14 protein-coding genes are annotated in these 17,554 nt (G+C 61.2%); 8 read left to right on the top strand and 6 right to left on the bottom strand.

Features of this window, described 5'->3' with window-relative positions:
- The first annotated feature begins 133 nt into the window (after positions 1-133).
- Positions 134-919: an SDR family oxidoreductase gene (locus HLH34_RS16005; protein WP_183120566.1), complete on the top strand. Its 786-nt coding sequence runs from the start codon at positions 134-136 to the stop codon at positions 917-919.
- A gap of 55 nt (positions 920-974) precedes the next feature.
- Here HLH34_RS16005 and HLH34_RS16000 read toward each other — a convergent pair whose 3' ends face one another.
- The 5 genes from HLH34_RS16000 to HLH34_RS15980 all read right to left on the bottom strand — a co-directional run bounded on the left by HLH34_RS16000 (position 975) and on the right by HLH34_RS15980 (position 5,995).
- Positions 975-2,078, bottom strand: coding sequence for a mandelate racemase/muconate lactonizing enzyme family protein (locus HLH34_RS16000; RefSeq protein WP_183120565.1), 1,104 nt, complete (start codon positions 2,076-2,078; stop codon positions 975-977).
- A complete protein-coding gene (locus HLH34_RS15995) occupies positions 2,075-2,815 on the bottom strand; it encodes an amino acid ABC transporter ATP-binding protein (RefSeq protein WP_183120564.1) in 741 nt (246 codons plus the stop codon). The genes HLH34_RS16000 and HLH34_RS15995 overlap by 4 nt, the downstream gene beginning before the upstream one ends.
- 1 nt (position 2,816) lies before the next feature.
- On the bottom strand, positions 2,817-3,476 hold the full coding sequence (locus HLH34_RS15990; RefSeq protein ID WP_183120563.1) for an amino acid ABC transporter permease: 660 nt from the start codon (positions 3,474-3,476) through the stop codon (positions 2,817-2,819).
- Positions 3,477-3,486: 10 nt separating this feature from the next.
- Positions 3,487-4,260, bottom strand: a complete 774-nt coding sequence (locus HLH34_RS15985) for a substrate-binding periplasmic protein (protein ID WP_183120562.1) — start codon at positions 4,258-4,260, stop codon at positions 3,487-3,489.
- 205 nt (positions 4,261-4,465) lie between these two features.
- Positions 4,466-5,995 carry an amidohydrolase family protein gene (locus HLH34_RS15980; protein ID WP_183120561.1) on the bottom strand — a complete coding sequence of 510 codons (1,530 nt, stop codon included), beginning with the start codon at positions 5,993-5,995 and terminating at the stop codon, positions 4,466-4,468.
- Between the two features lie 786 nt (positions 5,996-6,781).
- Between HLH34_RS15980 and HLH34_RS15975 the strand changes: the two genes are divergently transcribed.
- The 4 genes from HLH34_RS15975 to HLH34_RS15960 all read left to right on the top strand — a co-directional run bounded on the left by HLH34_RS15975 (position 6,782) and on the right by HLH34_RS15960 (position 12,645).
- Positions 6,782-9,154 (top strand): TonB-dependent receptor, encoded by a 2,373-nt coding sequence (locus HLH34_RS15975; protein ID WP_220792216.1) that lies wholly within the window; start codon positions 6,782-6,784, stop codon positions 9,152-9,154.
- A 102-nt stretch (positions 9,155-9,256) separates the two neighbouring features.
- Positions 9,257-10,012: a class II aldolase/adducin family protein gene (locus HLH34_RS15970; RefSeq protein ID WP_183120559.1), complete on the top strand. Its 756-nt coding sequence runs from the start codon at positions 9,257-9,259 to the stop codon at positions 10,010-10,012.
- Between the two features lie 124 nt (positions 10,013-10,136).
- Positions 10,137-11,468 carry a dihydroorotase gene (locus tag HLH34_RS15965; protein WP_220792215.1) on the top strand — a complete coding sequence of 444 codons (1,332 nt, stop codon included), beginning with the start codon at positions 10,137-10,139 and terminating at the stop codon, positions 11,466-11,468.
- A 34-nt stretch (positions 11,469-11,502) separates the two neighbouring features.
- On the top strand, positions 11,503-12,645 hold the full coding sequence (locus HLH34_RS15960) for an alpha-hydroxy acid oxidase (RefSeq protein ID WP_183120558.1): 1,143 nt from the start codon (positions 11,503-11,505) through the stop codon (positions 12,643-12,645).
- Positions 12,646-12,671: 26 nt separating this feature from the next.
- On the opposite strand, the gene HLH34_RS15955 is transcribed toward HLH34_RS15960, so the two are convergent.
- Positions 12,672-13,562 carry a LysR family transcriptional regulator gene (locus HLH34_RS15955; protein WP_183120557.1) on the bottom strand — a complete coding sequence of 297 codons (891 nt, stop codon included), beginning with the start codon at positions 13,560-13,562 and terminating at the stop codon, positions 12,672-12,674.
- A 336-nt stretch (positions 13,563-13,898) separates the two neighbouring features.
- Between HLH34_RS15955 and HLH34_RS15950 the strand changes: the two genes are divergently transcribed.
- From HLH34_RS15950 to HLH34_RS15940, 3 genes are all read left to right on the top strand, one after another.
- Positions 13,899-14,870 (top strand): D-2-hydroxyacid dehydrogenase, encoded by a 972-nt coding sequence (locus HLH34_RS15950; protein WP_183120556.1) that lies wholly within the window; start codon positions 13,899-13,901, stop codon positions 14,868-14,870.
- 83 nt (positions 14,871-14,953) lie between these two features.
- On the top strand, positions 14,954-16,243 hold the full coding sequence (locus HLH34_RS15945; RefSeq protein ID WP_244960005.1) for an LLM class flavin-dependent oxidoreductase: 1,290 nt from the start codon (positions 14,954-14,956) through the stop codon (positions 16,241-16,243).
- 95 nt (positions 16,244-16,338) lie between these two features.
- Positions 16,339-17,553 (top strand): MFS transporter, encoded by a 1,215-nt coding sequence (locus HLH34_RS15940; RefSeq protein WP_183120554.1) that lies wholly within the window; start codon positions 16,339-16,341, stop codon positions 17,551-17,553.
- The last annotated feature ends 1 nt before the right edge of the window (position 17,554 follow it).

Here is a 17,554-nt window from a genome sequence, read left to right as displayed (position 1 = left end):
GTCGAAACATCCTGCTGTATGCGTTCATCTTCGGGACAAGACGTTCCGCCATGGTCCTTGCCCCAGGCGATTGCGACGGGCCTGTCCGCGGGACGGATAATACCTTTCTCTCTTTCGATGGATGGAGTTGCCAATGGACCTCGGACTGAATGGACGAACGGCGCTGGTTCTGGGGGCGAGCCGCGGCCTGGGACGTGCCGTTGCGCGGTCTCTTCTGGCGGAAGGCGTCGCCGTTTATGCGGCGGCGCGAAATCTGGACGCCGTGCGGGAATGGAAAGACGCATTGCCGATGGAGCAGCAGGCGCGTGTCATGCCTCTCTCGCTCGACCTGTCCGACGACGCATCCGTCATGTCCGCGGCCGACACCGTGACCGCGGCGGGCGGCGTGGATATTCTGGTCAATAACAGCGGTGGTCCGCCACCAGGGGCGGTCGCGTCGCTGGGGCCGGATGTGTGGACGGCCCAGTTCAACATGATGGCCGGCCGGATCTTCCTGCTGACCAATCTGCTTCTGCCCGCGATGCAGAGGAAGAAATGGGGACGGGTCCTGACGGTGGCCTCATCCGGAATCATCCAGCCGATTCCCAATCTGGCCCTGTCGAACAGTATCCGGTCCGCCATTTCCGGATGGTCCAAGACACTCAGCAATGAGGTCGCGGCCGACGGAGTTACGGTCAACATGGTCATTCCGGGCCGGATCCACACGGACCGGGTCGATCAGCTCGATGGGCTGGCGGCCCGCCGCCGGGGCCTGACGCCCGATGACATCGCGGCCGAATCCTGGAGCACGATTCCGGCCCATCGCTATGGTCGCCCCGAGGAATTCGCCGACGTCGTGACGTTTCTGGCGAGCGAGCGTGCGTCCTATATCACCGGCAGCAGCGTCCGCGTGGACGGCGGGCTGATCAGGAGCGTCTGACGCGGCGGAAGGGACGCCATCGGGGAATGGCGTCCCTCCTCGCCTGTCGGGGGGCTTACCCGGCGGCCGGGATCAGAAACGGCGTCAACGCCGGAAGGTCGGGGCGGACGCCCCATCCCGGTTGTTCGCCAAGACTGATGGCGCCGTCGACGGGGCACGGTCCATCCGGGAAGAAGGGCTGCCAGATCGCGATCTTCGCGATGGGCCATTCCACGAACCAGCTATTGGGCGTCGCGGCCAGCCAGTGGGCGTGCATGGCCACGTTGAGGGGCGTGGTGAAGGAGTGGCTGCAGACCTGTGGCACATGCCGCGCTGCTGCCTGCGCCGCCAGAATGCCGCAGCGGGTGATATCGGCCTGCAATATGTCGACCAGCGGGGCCACGCGCATCAGGCCGGGCAATCCGCATTCCCCTTCGCCCGAGGCGATCGGGACCGGGCTTGCCTGCTTCAGGCGTGCCTGCCCGTCAAGATCGTCGCGGTCGAGCGGCTCTTCGATCCAGGCCAGGCCGAAGCGTTCGAAGGCCCGGGCACGGGCCACGGCGGTCGCTTCGTCGAACGCCTGTGCGGCGTCGACCATCAGGGTGGCGTCCGGGGCGGCGCGCCGTGCGGCTTCGAGGAAAGCGACGTCGCCCTCTTCCGATTGGCCGAAGGGCGGCCAGCCGATCTTGTGGGCGACAAAGCCGGCCGCGCGTTCGGCGGCGATGCGCCGTTCGGTCAGCGCCGGTGTCGCGGCAACCTTGTCGCTGGCATAGCAGGGCAGGCGCATCCGTGGTGCGTCGTGCAACAGCCGGGCGACCGGCAGCATCGCGCGATGCCCCGCGAGGTCCCACAAGGCCAATTCGGCGGCGGCGATGGCCTGCATCACGGCGCCGTCGCGGCCGATCCATTGGGTGCCCTTCTCCATCCGGTGGCGCAGGCCCGCGATGTCGGAGGAATCCTGCCCCAGCAGCAGCGTTCGCACGCCCTGTGCCGTGACGTGGGTCGTCGGGGCGTCTATGGCCGCGCGGGACAGGTAGGGGCTGCCATGGGCCTCGCCCCACCCTTCCAGACCGTCTTCGGTGACGATGCGCAGAAGGAAGCATTCCTCCGTGCGGCCGCCCCCCGACAGGTGAAGCGGCAGACGGATCGCATAGGGTTCGACAGATTCGATCCGGCTCATGATGACAGCACGCGGCTCAGGAAGGCCCGGCTGCGCTCCTCTTTGGGGTTGGTGAAGAAGGTTTCGGGCACATCCTCCTCGACGACCTGCCCGTTGGCCATCAGCACCACGCGGTCGGCGACCTTGCGGGCGAACCCCATCTCGTGCGTGACGACCAGCATCGTCATGCCGTCGGCGGCCAGGCTTTCCATAACCCGCAGGACCTCCTGAACCATTTCGGGATCCAGCGCGCTGGTCGCCTCGTCGAACAGCATGACGCGCGGCTTCATGGCCAGGGCCCGGGCGATCGCGACGCGCTGTTGCTGGCCGCCGGAAAGCTGGCCGGGATATTTGGCGGCATGATCGGCAAGGCCGACCTGCTTCAGCAGTGCCTCGGCCTGCTGGCGGGCGACGGCGACCGGGGTCTTGAGCACGGTGACGGGGCCCTCCATCACGTTGCCCAGCGCCGAAAGATGCGGCCACAGGTTGAAGGACTGGAAGACCATGCCGACCGTCTGGCGCAGCCGGATCAGGTCGCGGTTCCGCTGGTTGCCGCCGATGGGCATACCGTCGATCAGGATTTCGCCCGTGCTGTGACGCTCAAGCTGATTGACGCAGCGCAGCAGGGTCGATTTTCCGGCCCCCGAGGGGCCGATGATGGCAACGACCTGGCCTTCCTCGATATCCAGAGATACGTTTCGCAGCACCGGGTGGGAACCGAACGTCTTGGAGACGTCCCGGAAGGATACGATGCTCATATCATTTCACCGTATAATAGCTGAGGCGGCGTTCCAGGGACGTCTGGGCGATCTGCAGCAGGCTGGTCATGATGAGGTAGAGCACACCGGTCATCAGCATGACCTCCACCACCTTGAACGTCGTGGAATAGATGCTCTGGGCCGTCTGCATCAGGTCGGGCACCGCGATGATCGAAACCAGCGACGAATTCTTGAGCAGCGTGATGGCCTGGCCGACATAGGGCGGCAGGGCCGGGCGCAGCGACAGGGGGATGACGATGCGCCGCAGGGTCTGCAGCGGCCCCATGCCGATCGCGATCGCGGCTTCGGTCTGTCCGGTGGGAATGGACTGAATGGCCGATCGGAAGATTTCGGAAAAATACGCCGAAGAATTCAAACTCAGCGTCAGGATGCCCGCCGTCCACGGGTCGAGGCGGAGTCCCGTCATCGGCATGGCATAGTAGATCGCGAACAGCTGCAGCAGCAGGGGGGTGCCCCGCACGATCCAGACATAGATCCATGCGGTCGACGACAGGATCCGGCGGGGGGACAGGCGCAGCAGGGCGATGCCAAGGCCCGCGACCGTCGAAAGGGCCAGCGAGGTGACGCTGATCCCGAACGTCACCTCGCAGGCCTTCAGCAGCCGCGGGCTATAGGTGACCATGAAATTCCAGTCGATCATCTGACGATACTCAAGCTTTGAACCAGCGGTCGGCAAGGGTCCTGGCCTGCCCGTCGGCCTGCCGGTCGGCAATGGCCTTCGAGACCGCCGATGCCAGGTCCGTGGCGCCCTTGGGCAGGATCATCGCGATGGGCTGCGGCCGGATGGCGCGTCCGACCACCTTCAACGGCAGGTTGTGGGTGTGAATGGCGTAGAGCGCGCCAGCCCGTCCCACGACGGCGCCGTCCAGCCGGCCGGAAATCAGGTCCATGAGAATGTCGGGCAGGCCTGGATAGGAGCGCAGCGTGGCGGCATGGGCCATCTCGTTTGCCGTGGCTTCCAGGATGCTGCCCGATGCGGTGCCCACGACCAGACCTTTCAGGTCCTCGATCTCCTTGATCGTGGTGTTGTCCTGTCGCACCAGGACGGCGACGGAATCTGTCGTATAGGGGGCGGAGAAGGTGAAATTCGCCTGGCGCTCGGGCGTGATTCGCACCGCGCTCATGACGCCGTCGAACTGCCCCGCCATCAGGCCGGGCAGGATGCCGTGCCATGCCAGGCATGAAAACCGGGCCTCGACCCCCAGGCTGGCGCAGATCATCCTGGACCAGTCGATGTCGAAGCCCATGACCTGCCCATCCGGATCGACATAATTGTAAGGCGCGTCCAGGCCGGTGGTCGCGATGCGCATATAGCCCTGCCGACGAATATCGTCCGCGGTGGGCGTCGCGGCCCGGGCCGTGCCGACAAGGCCGGATCCGATCGTGGCGGCGGCGCCAAGCATCAGGGAACGACGTCGAAGCATGGATCCTCCGTAATATGCGTGTCGTCCGCGCGGGGCACGGATCGTGTCTGGCGAACAGTTCGTAATGGTCCGTCTCGCCGATTGCCATCGGGCGGGGTCCGCCAACACACCCGGAAACGTTCCTCGGTCAAATTAATTTATCGAAAACGCTCCAGGCCCTGGCGGATCGCGCGCATCGGAATGATGCGCGCGACCCGCCGTGCGATCAGGCGCGGCCGTTCACGCGATAGAACGGCTCGCTGACATCCAGATGGGTCAGCATCTTGCGATGCCAGGCGTGGAAATGGGGCCGCAGGGCGGCCAGTGCCGCAGTACGCTCCGGCGAAGCCGGCTTGGCCTCGTAATGCTTCACGTAGTCCCGGACCTCGGCGTACAGCGCCTCGACGTCCATGGTCGTGAAACGGCGGTCCCGGATGACGACCTTGCCGTCGACGACGACGTCGGTCACGTCCTGGCCCTTGGCGCGCCAGACGAGAAGATCGGGAATGGCCAGCCTGTCCGACGTCCACGGATCATGCAACATGGACGCCGTATCCAGAATCGCGGCATCGGCGGGGGCGCCCGGTTGCAGCGTTCCATGCAGACGATCGAAACCGAGGGTTCTGGCCGCATTGACCGTGCCCATGGACAGGATCTGCGCCGAGGTCAGGGCGGGGGTCTCGCCAAGGTCGAAGCCCGGCACGCGCGAGAGCACCGCCGACATGCGCAGTTCCATGAACGGATCGTCGTCATCGTTCAGCGACTTGTCGTCGATCCCCAGCGCGACGTTCACGCCCTGCTTCATCATGTGCCAGATCGGAGAAATGCCGTTCCGGACATGAAGGTTGCACGATGCATGATGGGTGGTGCTGGTGCCTCGCGCGGCAATCAGTTCGATATCGCGTTCGGACAGCCATACGGCATGGCCCAGCGTCGTGTTCGACCCCAGAACGCCCAGGCGGTCGAGATGTTCGACGAGCGAGCAGCCGAAGGTCTTGATGCTCCATGCCCGCTGATGCGGCGTCTGCAGCGTATGGATATGGACGGGTGTATTGTCGTGGGCCGCGGCGCTGTCGCGGATTCGCGTGAAAAAATCGTCGGTGGTGCCGTGGGCCCATGACGGCCCGTGGAGGACGCGGGTCATCGGCGAATTGTCCGAGGCATGGAGCGTCTCGAACAGATTCATGTAGTCGTCGGCGATCGCTTTCGCATCGTATCGCGTCATCGGCGTCACGAATTCCCGCAGTTCCGGCGGGAGCGTGTCGACGAACCCTTCCTCGTCGATGCAGAACCGGTTACGGTCCCGGACGGCCGGGGAATAGGCCAGGCGAATCCCGGATGTGCGGTAGCTGCCGATCGCCAGATGCGCGTTTTCCAGCGCTTTCGGCCCTTCGTCATTCCAGCCCGTGTGGTGGATGCTGGTGCAGCCCATGCGCAGATGCCGTACGGCCGAAAGGGCGGCGCAGAGATCGTTGGGCAGGTACACCATGGACGACCAGTCGAGAAACGCGTTCTCGAGATAGTCGTACAGGACGCCTTTCTGAATGGGTGAGAGCCCGCGTCCGTGGGAATGGGCATCGATCAGGCCCGGCATGACAATGGAGGTCGCACCGCCGACGACCTCGTCATCGGGGTATCTTTCGCGCAGCGCGGACCATGTCCCGACTTCGGCGACCCGATTGTCAACGACGTGAATCGCGGCGTCCTTGACGATTGTCTGCGGATCGACAACGACCCACCCACCTCTGATTAGCATCGGTACCTCATGAAAAGAAAAGATTTTTCTATATTTGAGTATTAAACATCGTTAATTGTCTGAAGGTTTCGCATCAGGGCCCGTACACATTCGGATCGGTGCGATACCTTTAACCCGTCACCCTGCACATGACGCCATGCGGCACACAGGATCGCGCACGCGGATGAAGATGAATGAAGGGCCGATAGGCAGCAGAAAATTTACGATATAGCAAGAGAAGATTCTTTCCTTCCCGAAGGCCTTCAGGTGAAGGGAATTGAAACCCTTTGTAACGCCACATCAGTGATCCTCTGCAACGTCAAATCGAATGGCCGCCGATGGAAACTGGACTATGTGATGTTTGATTGCCGGCCTGTTTCATTCTGTTGTGGCACAATTTATCCGACTCTCAGCCGTGTTGAAAGAGACTTCGTGCCCTTCGTGGTGACGGAGGCGTATGGATTTAAGATATTGAATCAGAAGAATAATTCTGAAAATTCCGAATCGGCGGGACGTGCCCTATAACTCTTCAGTATAGTGTGCCCGATATGATGATAGTGAACCTAATTGCTGATCCGGCAGCGGCTATGCTTACCTTGTGACGATAACGCAACATACCGGCGTGGCTTATCCGGAAATCCGATCATGGAACGGAAAAAGCGCGCCCGGAATTAGAAATATAATTTGTCCCTCGGAACGTAATCGGAGGATGGAATGCTGATGAAGAAGGAATTCGGCGTTATGGTGCCCCTGTCGATTTCTCGACTGATACTTCTTTCTACCACGGTTTTGAGCATTGCCGGCGCGATGCCCGCTGCCCGTGCGGCCACTGCCGCCGCGCCCGTCGCGTCACAGCCCGATGCCGCCCATGGCAAGGGGACGGCGAAGACCGTCGCGAAGCCGGCGTCGAAACCCGGTCCTGCGCCGTCGGCCGAAGACGATTCCACGATCGACGGAAGCGGCAGCGCTGAGGACGTGGCGGTTACCGGGCTGACGCACCGTTCCGCCGGTGGCGGCCTGCTGGCCATTTCGAACAGCGTGAAATCGTCGGTCGCATCCACGCGCGCCTATATCCAGACCCAGCCGGCGACGACCAATCCACAGCGATTGATCGCCATGCAGCCGGGGGCCGTCGTGGCGTCGCAGGACCCCTATGGTGTGCAGCCGGGCGGCATCACGGTTCGTGGACTGAATAATAACGAAATCATCTGGCTTTTCGAAGATTCCCCGATCACCAATGACGGGACCTTCTACCCCAACGAGGCGGTCGACGCCCTGAACCTCGAAGAGGTGCGGCTGAGCCCGGGTTCGACAAATTTCGATGTGCCGGGGTCCAACGGTGCGGCGGGCACCATTCGCATGGCGCTCCATGACCCGTCGCACAAGATGGGTGGAATGGTGAACGTCACCTATGGATCGTATGACACGCGGCAGGTGTTCGGACGGTTCGAAACGGGCGATATCGGGCATACGGGCCTGCGCGCGTTCGTGTCGTACTCGAATTTCCTGGGTAACGACTGGCGGGGGCCGGGCAACACCTGGCGGCAGCACGTCGATTCGAAGATCATCAAGGACTGGCACAACGGCAGCCAGACCGCGCTGTCGGTCGAATGGACGGACCTCAATTTCCAGCTCGAGCGTCCGCCGACCATGGCGGCGTGGAATACGTATGGAAAAAACTACAATTATACCTCAACCTTCACGCCCGGCGACACGAACTATTACAAGCTGCACCAGAACGTCTACGAGGGCATGTTCGCGACCCTGAACAACAAGATCATCCTGCGTCACAACCTGATGCTGAACGTGGCGCCGTACGTCTATTATGCCCGCGCCGCGGCGCCGGGTGCCGTGAATCTGTCGCCCACGTCGGCCTACACCGGAACGCAGAAGATCGAGGGCCTTCAGCTCGAGACCCAGAACGGACCGACCGCGAACTCTGCCACCCTCTATTCCGGATCGCCGGCGCTGTTCCTGCGTTCGGGCATCAACGCAAGCCTGGCCTGGGATATCGACCGTCATAACAGGTTCATCTTCGGCGACTGGTATGCCTTCACCGAGCAGTCCTCGTTCGGGCAGTTCAATTATCTGAACGCCTCCGGTTCGCCCGAGAGCCTCTGGGGTGCGCGTAGCTCGGCCGTTTACCTGCCCAACGGCAAGATCTATTCGTTCGCCGACGTCCTGAACCGTGTCCAGACCGACCAGATCTTTCTGGGCGACCGGATGAACTACCTCGATCACCGGCTGTCGCTGGAATTCGGCTTCAAATATCTGTTCTACCGTGCGCAGAACTTCAATCGTATTCCGGGCGTCACCTACAACACCAACAACAACCAGACGGCGCCCATGCCCAGCCTTGGGGCGCGCTACGATTTCAACAGCCATCACGAGGTCTTCCTCGATGCCGGCGTAAATTCGCGGGTGCCGGATCCCAGCCAGATCGCGGACTCGGTTTCGGCGACGACCGGCAAAATTACGGGACGGGCCTCCCGCGACCAGAAGATCGAGAACTCGATCATCGAGGAGCTCGGTTATCGTTATAACGACAATTACCTGACCGCCCAGGCAACTTTATTCAATTACAATTTCACGAACCGCCAGGTTTCCACCGTCGTCAACCAGAACAACACACTGGTCACCCAGTATGTGAACGCCGGTGGCCAGACCAGCCGTGGCGCCGACGTGTCCGTGGGGTCGCGGCCGTTCCATCATTTCTCGCTCTTCCTCTCGGGCGAGTATCTGCATGCGACGATCGACAACAACGTGCCCCGGCAGGGGACCTATCTGCCCACGGCCGGCAAGACGGCGACGGGTTCGCCGACCTGGACCGGAAACGTCAGTCTGAGCTACGATGACTCGAAGTTTTTCGGCAACATCCAGATGCACTACGTCAGCGGGCAGTATGCGACGTTCATGAACGATGAGAAGCTGCCGGGCTACAAGACGGTGGATATGTCACTCGGCTATCGTTTCCCCAATGTGGGGCCGGTCAAGGCGCCGAAGCTTCAGCTGAACCTCGTGAATTTGACAAACAATCATTATCTGGCAGGAATTTACAGCACCCAGTTCAATGCCAAGACAACCCGTGCCGTGAACGGGACCATGGTTTCGGGAAGCGCGCCGCTTTATATCGTGGGGTCGGGCTTTGCCGCCATGTTCTCCGTCTCGGCCGCCCTGTAAGAAGAGGCTGCCCCGTTCGGGGCAGCCTGTTCATTTTATGCCTCTCCCCAGAGGTACGATCTGTTATCGTTTCCGCACGAAATTTCTTGATGGAGTTGAGCATTGGCCTGGAACAATCTTCCTATCGACCCTGCGGGGCTGTCCATCCGGCAGGAACTGGCGGCGATCTTCCGGATCCTTGCGCATTTTCGTATGACCGATCTGATCCACACCCATGCCTCGGCGCGGGTGCCGGACAAATCGAACACACTGCTGATCAACAGGTACAATCTTCTCTTTGATGAGGTCACGGCATCCAGCCTGATTGAAATCGACGAAAGCGGTGCGCTGAGCCCCGAATATGAAGGGGCGGACATCAACGACGCCGGCTGCAACATCCACAGCGCCATTCATGAGGCATTGCCCGATGTCGGGGTGGTGATTCACACCCATACGCGCGCCGGCGCCGCGGTGTCGGCGCAGCGCCATGGCCTGTTGCCGATCAGCCAGCAGGCCATGATGTTCCACGGCGCGGTCGGATATCACGAGTTCGAAGGGTTCGTCCTCTCGCAGTCCGAGCGGGCCAGTCTGGTGCGCGATCTGGGGAACCACAAAGCCGTCATCCTGCGCAACCATGGCCTCATCGCAGTGGGATCGACGGCGGCCGAGGCGTGGAACCGCATCTACAATATCGAACGCGCCTGCGAGATTCAGGTGGCGGCTCTGGCCGGCGGATCGGAACTCGTGGTGCCGCCCGAGGCGATCCAGACCCGGATGGGGCAACAGGCGGTTTCTGACAAGCAGCTCTATATCGAGCGGATGGCGTGGAATGCCTGCCTGCGCCTGATCGAAAACGTGGGAACGGATTTCCGCCTGTAACAGGCGGATAGGGGCGGGGCCATCCTATCGGGTGTCCTCTGCCCGATAGGAGGGGGCGACCCGCCCAGTGGCCTCCCTGTCCCGCAGGTGAGCCCTGTGGCCATTGCCCGCCGGGGGAGACATTATGGACCATTACGACCTGATCCTGCGCAATGGCGTTGTGATCGCCGACGGGCGCTGTCGGGCCGATGTCGGATGCATCGGCGGAAAAATCGCCGCGATCGGGGATCTCCGTACCGCGTCGGGTGCGCAGGTCATCGACTGCACGAACCTGACGGTCCTGCCGGGGTTGATCGATCCGCACGTGCATCTGCGCGACCCGGGCGACCCGCGCGTGGAAACCTTCCTGGGCGGCACGCGCGGTGCGGTGCTGGGCGGCATCACCACGCTGTTCGACATGCCCAACACGGCCGAACCCGTCACCAGTCGCGACCGGCTGGAGCGGAAAATCGAACTGATGTCGGGCCAGATCTGGTGTGACGTTGGACTGTATCTGGCCGCCACCAAAACCAATTCGGTGGAACTGGGGACGCTGGAGCAGCAGGAGAACGTCTGCGCCATCAAGGTTTTCCTGGGATCCGCCAAGGGCGAACTGCTGGTGGATGATGATGCCAGCGTCGAGACGATCATGCGTGATGGCGCGCGGCGCATCTGTTTCCATTCGGAGGACGAAACGCGTCTGCAGGAGCGGAAAAAACTGTTCCTGGCCGGTGGTCCCCATCGGCTGCATGCCGACTGGCATGATGTGGAATGCGCTTTCCTGGGGACGCGCCGGCTGGCGGCGCTGGCGCGGCGTACGGGGCGGCCGATCCACATCCTGCATGTCTCCACGGCGGAAGAGCTGTCCTATCTCCAGGATTTCCGCGACCTTGTGACGACCGAACTTCTGGTCAATCACCTGACGCATTTCGGGCCGGATATCTACGACACGCATGGTGGGTTCGCGGTCATGAATCCGCCCATCCGGGACAGGCGGCATTATGACGCCGCATGGGCGGCAGTGCGCGATGGCATGGTGGATTGTATCGGGTCCGATCACGCCCCCCATTCCCGCGAAGCGAAGGAACGGCCGTGGCCGGAGACGGCAGCAGGCCTGACGGGCGTTCAGACACTGGTTCCGGTCATGCTGAATCATGTCAGCGAAGGGCGATTGAGCCTGGAGCGCATGGTCCAGCTGATGGCTGAAGGACCCGCCCGCGTCTACGGCCTGGCCAACAAGGGCCGGATCGCGATCGGATACGATGCCGACTTTACGGTGGTGGACCCCGACCGTCGTCGCACCATCGAACAGGACTGGATTGCCTCCCCCTGTGGCTGGACCCCGTTTGACGGATATGAGTGCACGGGCTGGCCGGCCATGACGGTGATCCGGGGCCAAATCGTGATGCGTGAGGATGAGGTGCTGGGTTCCCCGTCCGGCCGGCCGGCGGGCTTTTCCACGGCAGGACTGTCGTAGGCCCGGCCCCCTGCCATAACATCGGGAGCGGCCCGTGCCGTCTTTGCTGAATTACGACGATTATCGGGCGCGTGCCAAATCCGTCCTGCCCCGGGGGCTCTTCGAATATATCGATCGGGGCACGGAAGACGAGAACGCGCTGCGTTATCTCCGCCAGAGCTTCGATCGCGTCATGCTGATGCCGTCGGTTCTGGCCGGCGCGCCGGTCGTCGATCTGTCGACCCCGCTGTTCGGCCACACCTCGGCGCTGCCGATCGCGATCGCACCGACGGCACTGGCGGGCATGGTATGGCATGATGGCGAAACCGAACTGGCGCGGGCGGCGGCCCGATGTGGCATTCCCTTCTGTGTCGCAACCCAGTCGATCACGACGATCGAGCGGATACGGGCCGGCGCACCCGATGCCGACCTCTGGTTTCAGCTTTACGTCTGGAATGATGTGTCCCTGTCCTATGCGTTGATACGACGCGCAGGTGCCAGCGGGGTCAGGACGCTGGTCGTGACGGCGGATACGCCGGTACCGCTGAACCGCGAATATAATGCGCGAAATGGCTTCACGGTGCCGTTCCGGTGTTCGGTGCCCGGAATGCTGGATCTTGCGCGTCATCCACGCTGGGTGGCGCGGGTCCTCCTGCCTCTTCTGGCCACGTCCGGCGTGCCGCGCTACGGACATTATCCCTCCGGCCTCGAGGGGAATGTGATGCGGGCATCCGCGTCCGCCGTGGGGCTGAAGCGGTCGCTCGACTGGCAGGACATCGCCGAACTGCGGAAGCGATGGGACGGGGAACTGATCGTCAAGGGCATCGTGAATGTCGACGATGCGCGCAGGGCGGCACAACTGGGTGTCGACGGACTCGTGGTCTCGGTGCATGGCGGCCGGAATCTCGACCCCCAGCCCGGACCGATCGATGTGCTGCCCCGGATTGCCGAGGCCGTCGGGGGGCGGATGACGATCATGGCCGACAGCGGCGTGCGCCGGGGAACCGACATCCTGAAATACCTTGCCCTCGGGGCACGGATGGTCCTGGTGGGGCGGGCGGGCCTGTACGGGCTTGCATCAGGGGGCGAGACCGGTGCCGTCGCCATGATCGGGATGCTGCGCAACGAAATGGAGACGGCGATGGCCCTTCTGGGAAAGGGCCGGCCGGCGGACATCCGGCTATTTTCTGCGTCCTGACGGCCGGGCAACGCCAGCGCCATCGGTCATGGGTCCTGCGTCGCGATCACCGTACGCACCTCGTTAAGGAATGTGTGGGCCAGTCGTGTCAGGGAACGGTTCTCGGCCCAGACGACCGACGCGGAAACGGAAATCTGCGGACGAAACGGCCGGTGAACCAGAGAGAACCGCCCGGCGGACGACGCGGTGAGGGGATCGACCACGGCGACGCCCACCCCTGCATCGGCCAGGACGCAGGCGGTGAGGCCGTATCTGACCTCGACGGAAAAATGGAACTCCTCTTCCGCCTGCTCGAACGACTGACGAAGGGCGCTTCCCAGTTTCGTGCCGCCTTCCAGTGCGATAAAGCAATGCCGGCGCAGATCTCTCGGTGTAATGACATCGAGTTCGGTAAGCGGGTGTGTGGCCTGCATGACGCAGATCATCTCGCCTTCGTACATGACTTCGGAGCGGATGCCCGGCTGTTCCGCGAAGCCCATGATAAAGCCCAATTCGGCCTGGTGCGTCTCGATGCTCTCCATGATTTCTTCGTACCGTTTCACGTCGAAGAAGGTGCGGACGCGCGGCCGGCGGATCTGCATCACATGGATCGACTTCGCGATGACGCCATATCCAAGCGGTGGTGTTGCAACAACGCGAAGCTGCCCGGCCCGGTTATCCCGAAGGTCGCGGATTCGGGTTTCCAGGCGTTTGTGGATCTCGAAAATCGACTCGGCGTCCGCCAGCAGGATTTTTGTTTCCGCGGTTGGGTAAATACGGTTATTGACGCGCTGGAACAGGGCGAAACCAACCTGTTCCTCCATCGCCTTGAGGGCATTGCTGATGGCGGGCTGGGAAAGCCCAAGGGCACGGCCTGTTGCAACCGTCGTATTGTAACGAACGATGGCGCGCAAAATTTCGAGCTGCCGCAAATTCATCGATAACCACCATGAATAGTATGAGGCGTTTTATCATGGTGAAACCAATTGCTAAAGCGAAATTCATCCGATAGCGTTACAAAAATGGATCACGCTCTGACACGTGGCGACATGGAACATTCGTTCGATCCGGCTCGTCCAGAGCGGCGTGTCGTGACGCGCGTGCAGGTTTCCCGGTGTCTGATGATGTTTCATTTTTCCTTATGATATAACGATATTACGTAATGTGTCTGCCCTGTATATACGGGAAGACCGTGTGAAATAAGGTCGCCCGCGCGGGGCGCCTGGCCATTGCCGGTTATCTTACGCTTCACGCTATGTGGGATTTTGTTGAGAATGAAGACATTGTGGCTCGACCGTCGCCCGCGCATCGTATGCGCGCATCCGCTGTACGATCTGAAGGCGGCGCTGGACATCCGGCAGGACGATTCGGCGTGCACACAGGTGTTTTCTCTTTCGGATCTCGATAACTATATAGAAGAGGCCGAAATCCTCTGCATTTCCATGCTATGGAAGGACTATCTTCTCGATCGCGCGCCGCGACTGAAGCTGGTGCAATCCATCAGCGCAGGGGTGGACCATTTTCCACAGAAGGTGCTGCAGGACCGGAACATCCCGTTGTGCAGCGCGCGTGGCGTGAACGCGCGGGCGGTGTCGGAACATGTTCTCTCGTTCATTCTGAACATATCCCGCCGCCTCTTCGAGGCGCGAGACGACCAGAAGGCCGGACTATGGCGTACGCCGGTGCGGGACGCCACGAACCGTGTTCAGGAACTGACCGGAAAGCGCGTTCTGGTTGTCGGTCTTGGAAGCATCGGCCGGCGCGTCGCCCATCTTTGCCAGGCGTTCGATATGACGGTGACCGGGGTGCGTCGCACCGTGGTGCAGGAGGTGGAGGACGGCATCCATATCGTCGCATCGGATCGGCTGCACGAAGCCGTGGCCGAAGCCGATTTCGTGGTCCTGAGCTGCCCCTTGACGCCGGAAACGCACGGTCTGGTCGATGCCGCGTTCCTGTCGTCCATGCGGCGGGATGCGTATCTGATCAACGTGTCGCGCGGCAAGGTTGTGGACGAAGCGGCGTTGCTGGACGCACTGGACAAGGGGACGATTGCCGGCGCGGCGCTGGACACGTTTGTAGATGAACCCCTGCCTGAGGGTTCGACGTTCTGGTCCAGGGAAAATGTGATCGTCACCCCCCATAATGCAGGCGACAGCCAATTCTATGCACGCAATGTCGTGGACATCCTGCTCGACAATATAACCAACATGGAAAACGGGACGCCTTTGCGAAACAGGGTCGTGTAAGCATCCGGCATAACAATATTTATTGTATTTTTAATAGCGCCGTTTTTTCTCATGCGTGAGGCAGGTCCATGAATTCACGAAAAATGAAACTGGGATTGTTCTTCGAACCGTCAGGACGCCATATCAGCGCCTGGCGCCATCCGAAAGCACACCCCCAGGCCAGCGTCAGCACCGAAAACATGGTGCAGATCGCGCAGGCGGCCGAACGGGGATTGATGGATTTTGTCTTTATCGCGGACACGAACAATGTCTGGGAAGACATGGAGTATTTCAAGAGAATCGAGCGTGCATCGGTCATCGATCCGATGCTCGTGCTGACGGTGCTGTCGCAGCATACGAAACATGTCGGCCTCATCGCGACGATCTCGACAACCTACACGCAGCCGTTCCACCTGGCGCGGAGTTTCGCCTCCCTCGACCTGGTCAGCCACGGCCGGGCGGGCTGGAACGTCGTGACCTCCATGTTCCCCGGTGAATCCAAGAATTTTGTCGGCGATCGTCATATGGCGCACGCCGACAGATATAAAAGGGCCGAGGAATTTGTGGATGTCGTGAAAGGGCTCTGGAGGAGCTTCGATCATGACGCATTCGTCCGGGACAAGGAAAGCGGCCTTTACGTCGATCCGGAGAAGATGCATGTGCTGAATCATGTCGGCGAGTTCTTCTCGGTCCGGGGGCCGCTCAACGTTCCCCGTTCCGAGCAGGGACATCCGGTCATCGTTCAGGCGGGCTCATCCGAGCCCGGGCGGGACCTGGCGGCCCGTACCGCGGAAATCGTGTTCACCGCGATGCAGAAACTGGAGGAGGCTTCGGCCTTCTACCAGGATCTGAAAGGGCGGCTGGCCCAGTACGGCCGCACCGAAAATGAGCTGCTGATCCTTCCAGGGGTCTCCCCGATCATGGGGGAAACCGAGAGCGAGGCGCAGGAGAAATACGAGGAACTGCAGTCGTTTCTTCATCCCGCGGTCGGTATCTCACTTCTCTCCACATTGCTGGGCGGGTTCGATCTTTCCGGATATCCGGTGGACGGCCCGCTTCCGGAGATTCCGGAGACCGAGGCCGGAAAGGGGCGTCAGGGCGTCATCGTCGAACAGGCCAGGCGGGAGAATCTGACGATCCGCCAGCTGTACGAGAAAATCATCTGCGGCCGTGGCCACTGGCAGCCGATCGGCACCTACAAGCAGGTGGCCGACCAGTTGGAAGAATGGTTCGTCAACCGGGGGGCGGACGGGTTCAATATCATGCCGCCGTCCCCACCGGACCTGGAGAAATTCTGCCGGTTCGTGATACCGGAACTGCAGCGCCGTGGCCTGTTCAGGACAGAATATGAGGGTGACACCCTGAGAAAAAATCTGGGGCTCCGTATAGCCTGATTGTTTCAAGACGTGCTTTGAGAGGCCGATATGCCCATCGACGAAGATGCATTGCATAGAAAGATTATCCTGAGGCTGGTCCCTCTTTTGATCCTGTGTTTTTTTTTGCGTTTATTGATCGCGTAAACATCAGCTTCGCCGCGATGGACATGCGGCGCGATCTGTCGATTCCGGCCACGACATACGGTCTTGGCGCCGGAATATTTTTCCTGGGGTATTTCATTTTCGAAATACCCGGGAACTACATCCTGACGAAAGTCGGGGCCAGGACATGGCTTGCGGTGACGATGGTCACGTGGGGCATTATCTCGGCCGGGATGGCGTTCATCGGCAACGGGCGGGAGCTGCTGCTGCTGCGGTTCCTGCTGGGAATTGCGGAGGCCGGCTTCTATCCCGGCACGCTGTTTTTCCTGATGCAGAGCTTTCCGGAAAAATGGCACGGCCGGGTCATCAGCTATCTGATCGTGGTGATTCCGGTTTCCAGCGCCGTTTCGTCCCTCCTGTCGGGCATGATCCTGCATTTATCCGGGACATGGGGTTTTCATGGATGGCAGTGGATCTTTCTTCTGGAAGGGCTGCCGTCCACGTTTCTGGGGATGCTGCTGTTTATCTGCCTCCCGAACTCCGTCAGCGAGGCAGGATGGCTGAGCCGTGAGGAAAAGGAATACCTCTTCGAGGTCCGGCACCGACGCGCGCAAGTCAAAACCGATCGTACGGCCCGTTCGTTCCTGGCGGTGGCCCGCGATCCGTACGTCTGGAAACTGGCCAGTATTTTCTTCTGTCTGTCTTTTGTGAACGGTACGATTCATTTCTGGCTTCCGCAAATGATCGGATCGGTCGGGTTCGATAAATACGCGGTCATGCATCTTCTGCCGATTCCGTATTTCGTCGGGGCGGTGGCGTTGATCATTTGCGCGGCACGGTCGGATCGATCGGGAAAGCGTCGCTGGAATATCCTGATTCCGATGGGGCTGGCATTCCTGTGTCTGATCCTGACGATTGTCTGCCAACCGCTGATGATGAAGGGAATATTCATCACGATAGCCATCGCATCGCTGTTTACCGTTCTGGGTCTGATGTGGGTGGTTCCGGGGCAGATTCTGCAGGGACCGGCCGCCGCGGGGGGGATCGCGTTGATCAACAGTATCGGGAATCTGGGAAATTTTTTCGGTCCGAGCATATTCTCGGGGCTGGTTCAGGAGACCGGCCATTACACCGTCGGCCTGATGATGGACTCGGTCGTCATGTTTCTTTCGTTTCTGATATTCTATGTGATCAGCACAGAGAAATCGGGAAACGTCCCGTTATGAT

It is taken from the genome of Gluconacetobacter azotocaptans, assembly GCF_014174355.1.
Taxonomy (GTDB): domain Bacteria; phylum Pseudomonadota; class Alphaproteobacteria; order Acetobacterales; family Acetobacteraceae; genus Gluconacetobacter; species Gluconacetobacter azotocaptans.
This window is presented reverse-complemented; position numbering and strand designations above follow the sequence as displayed.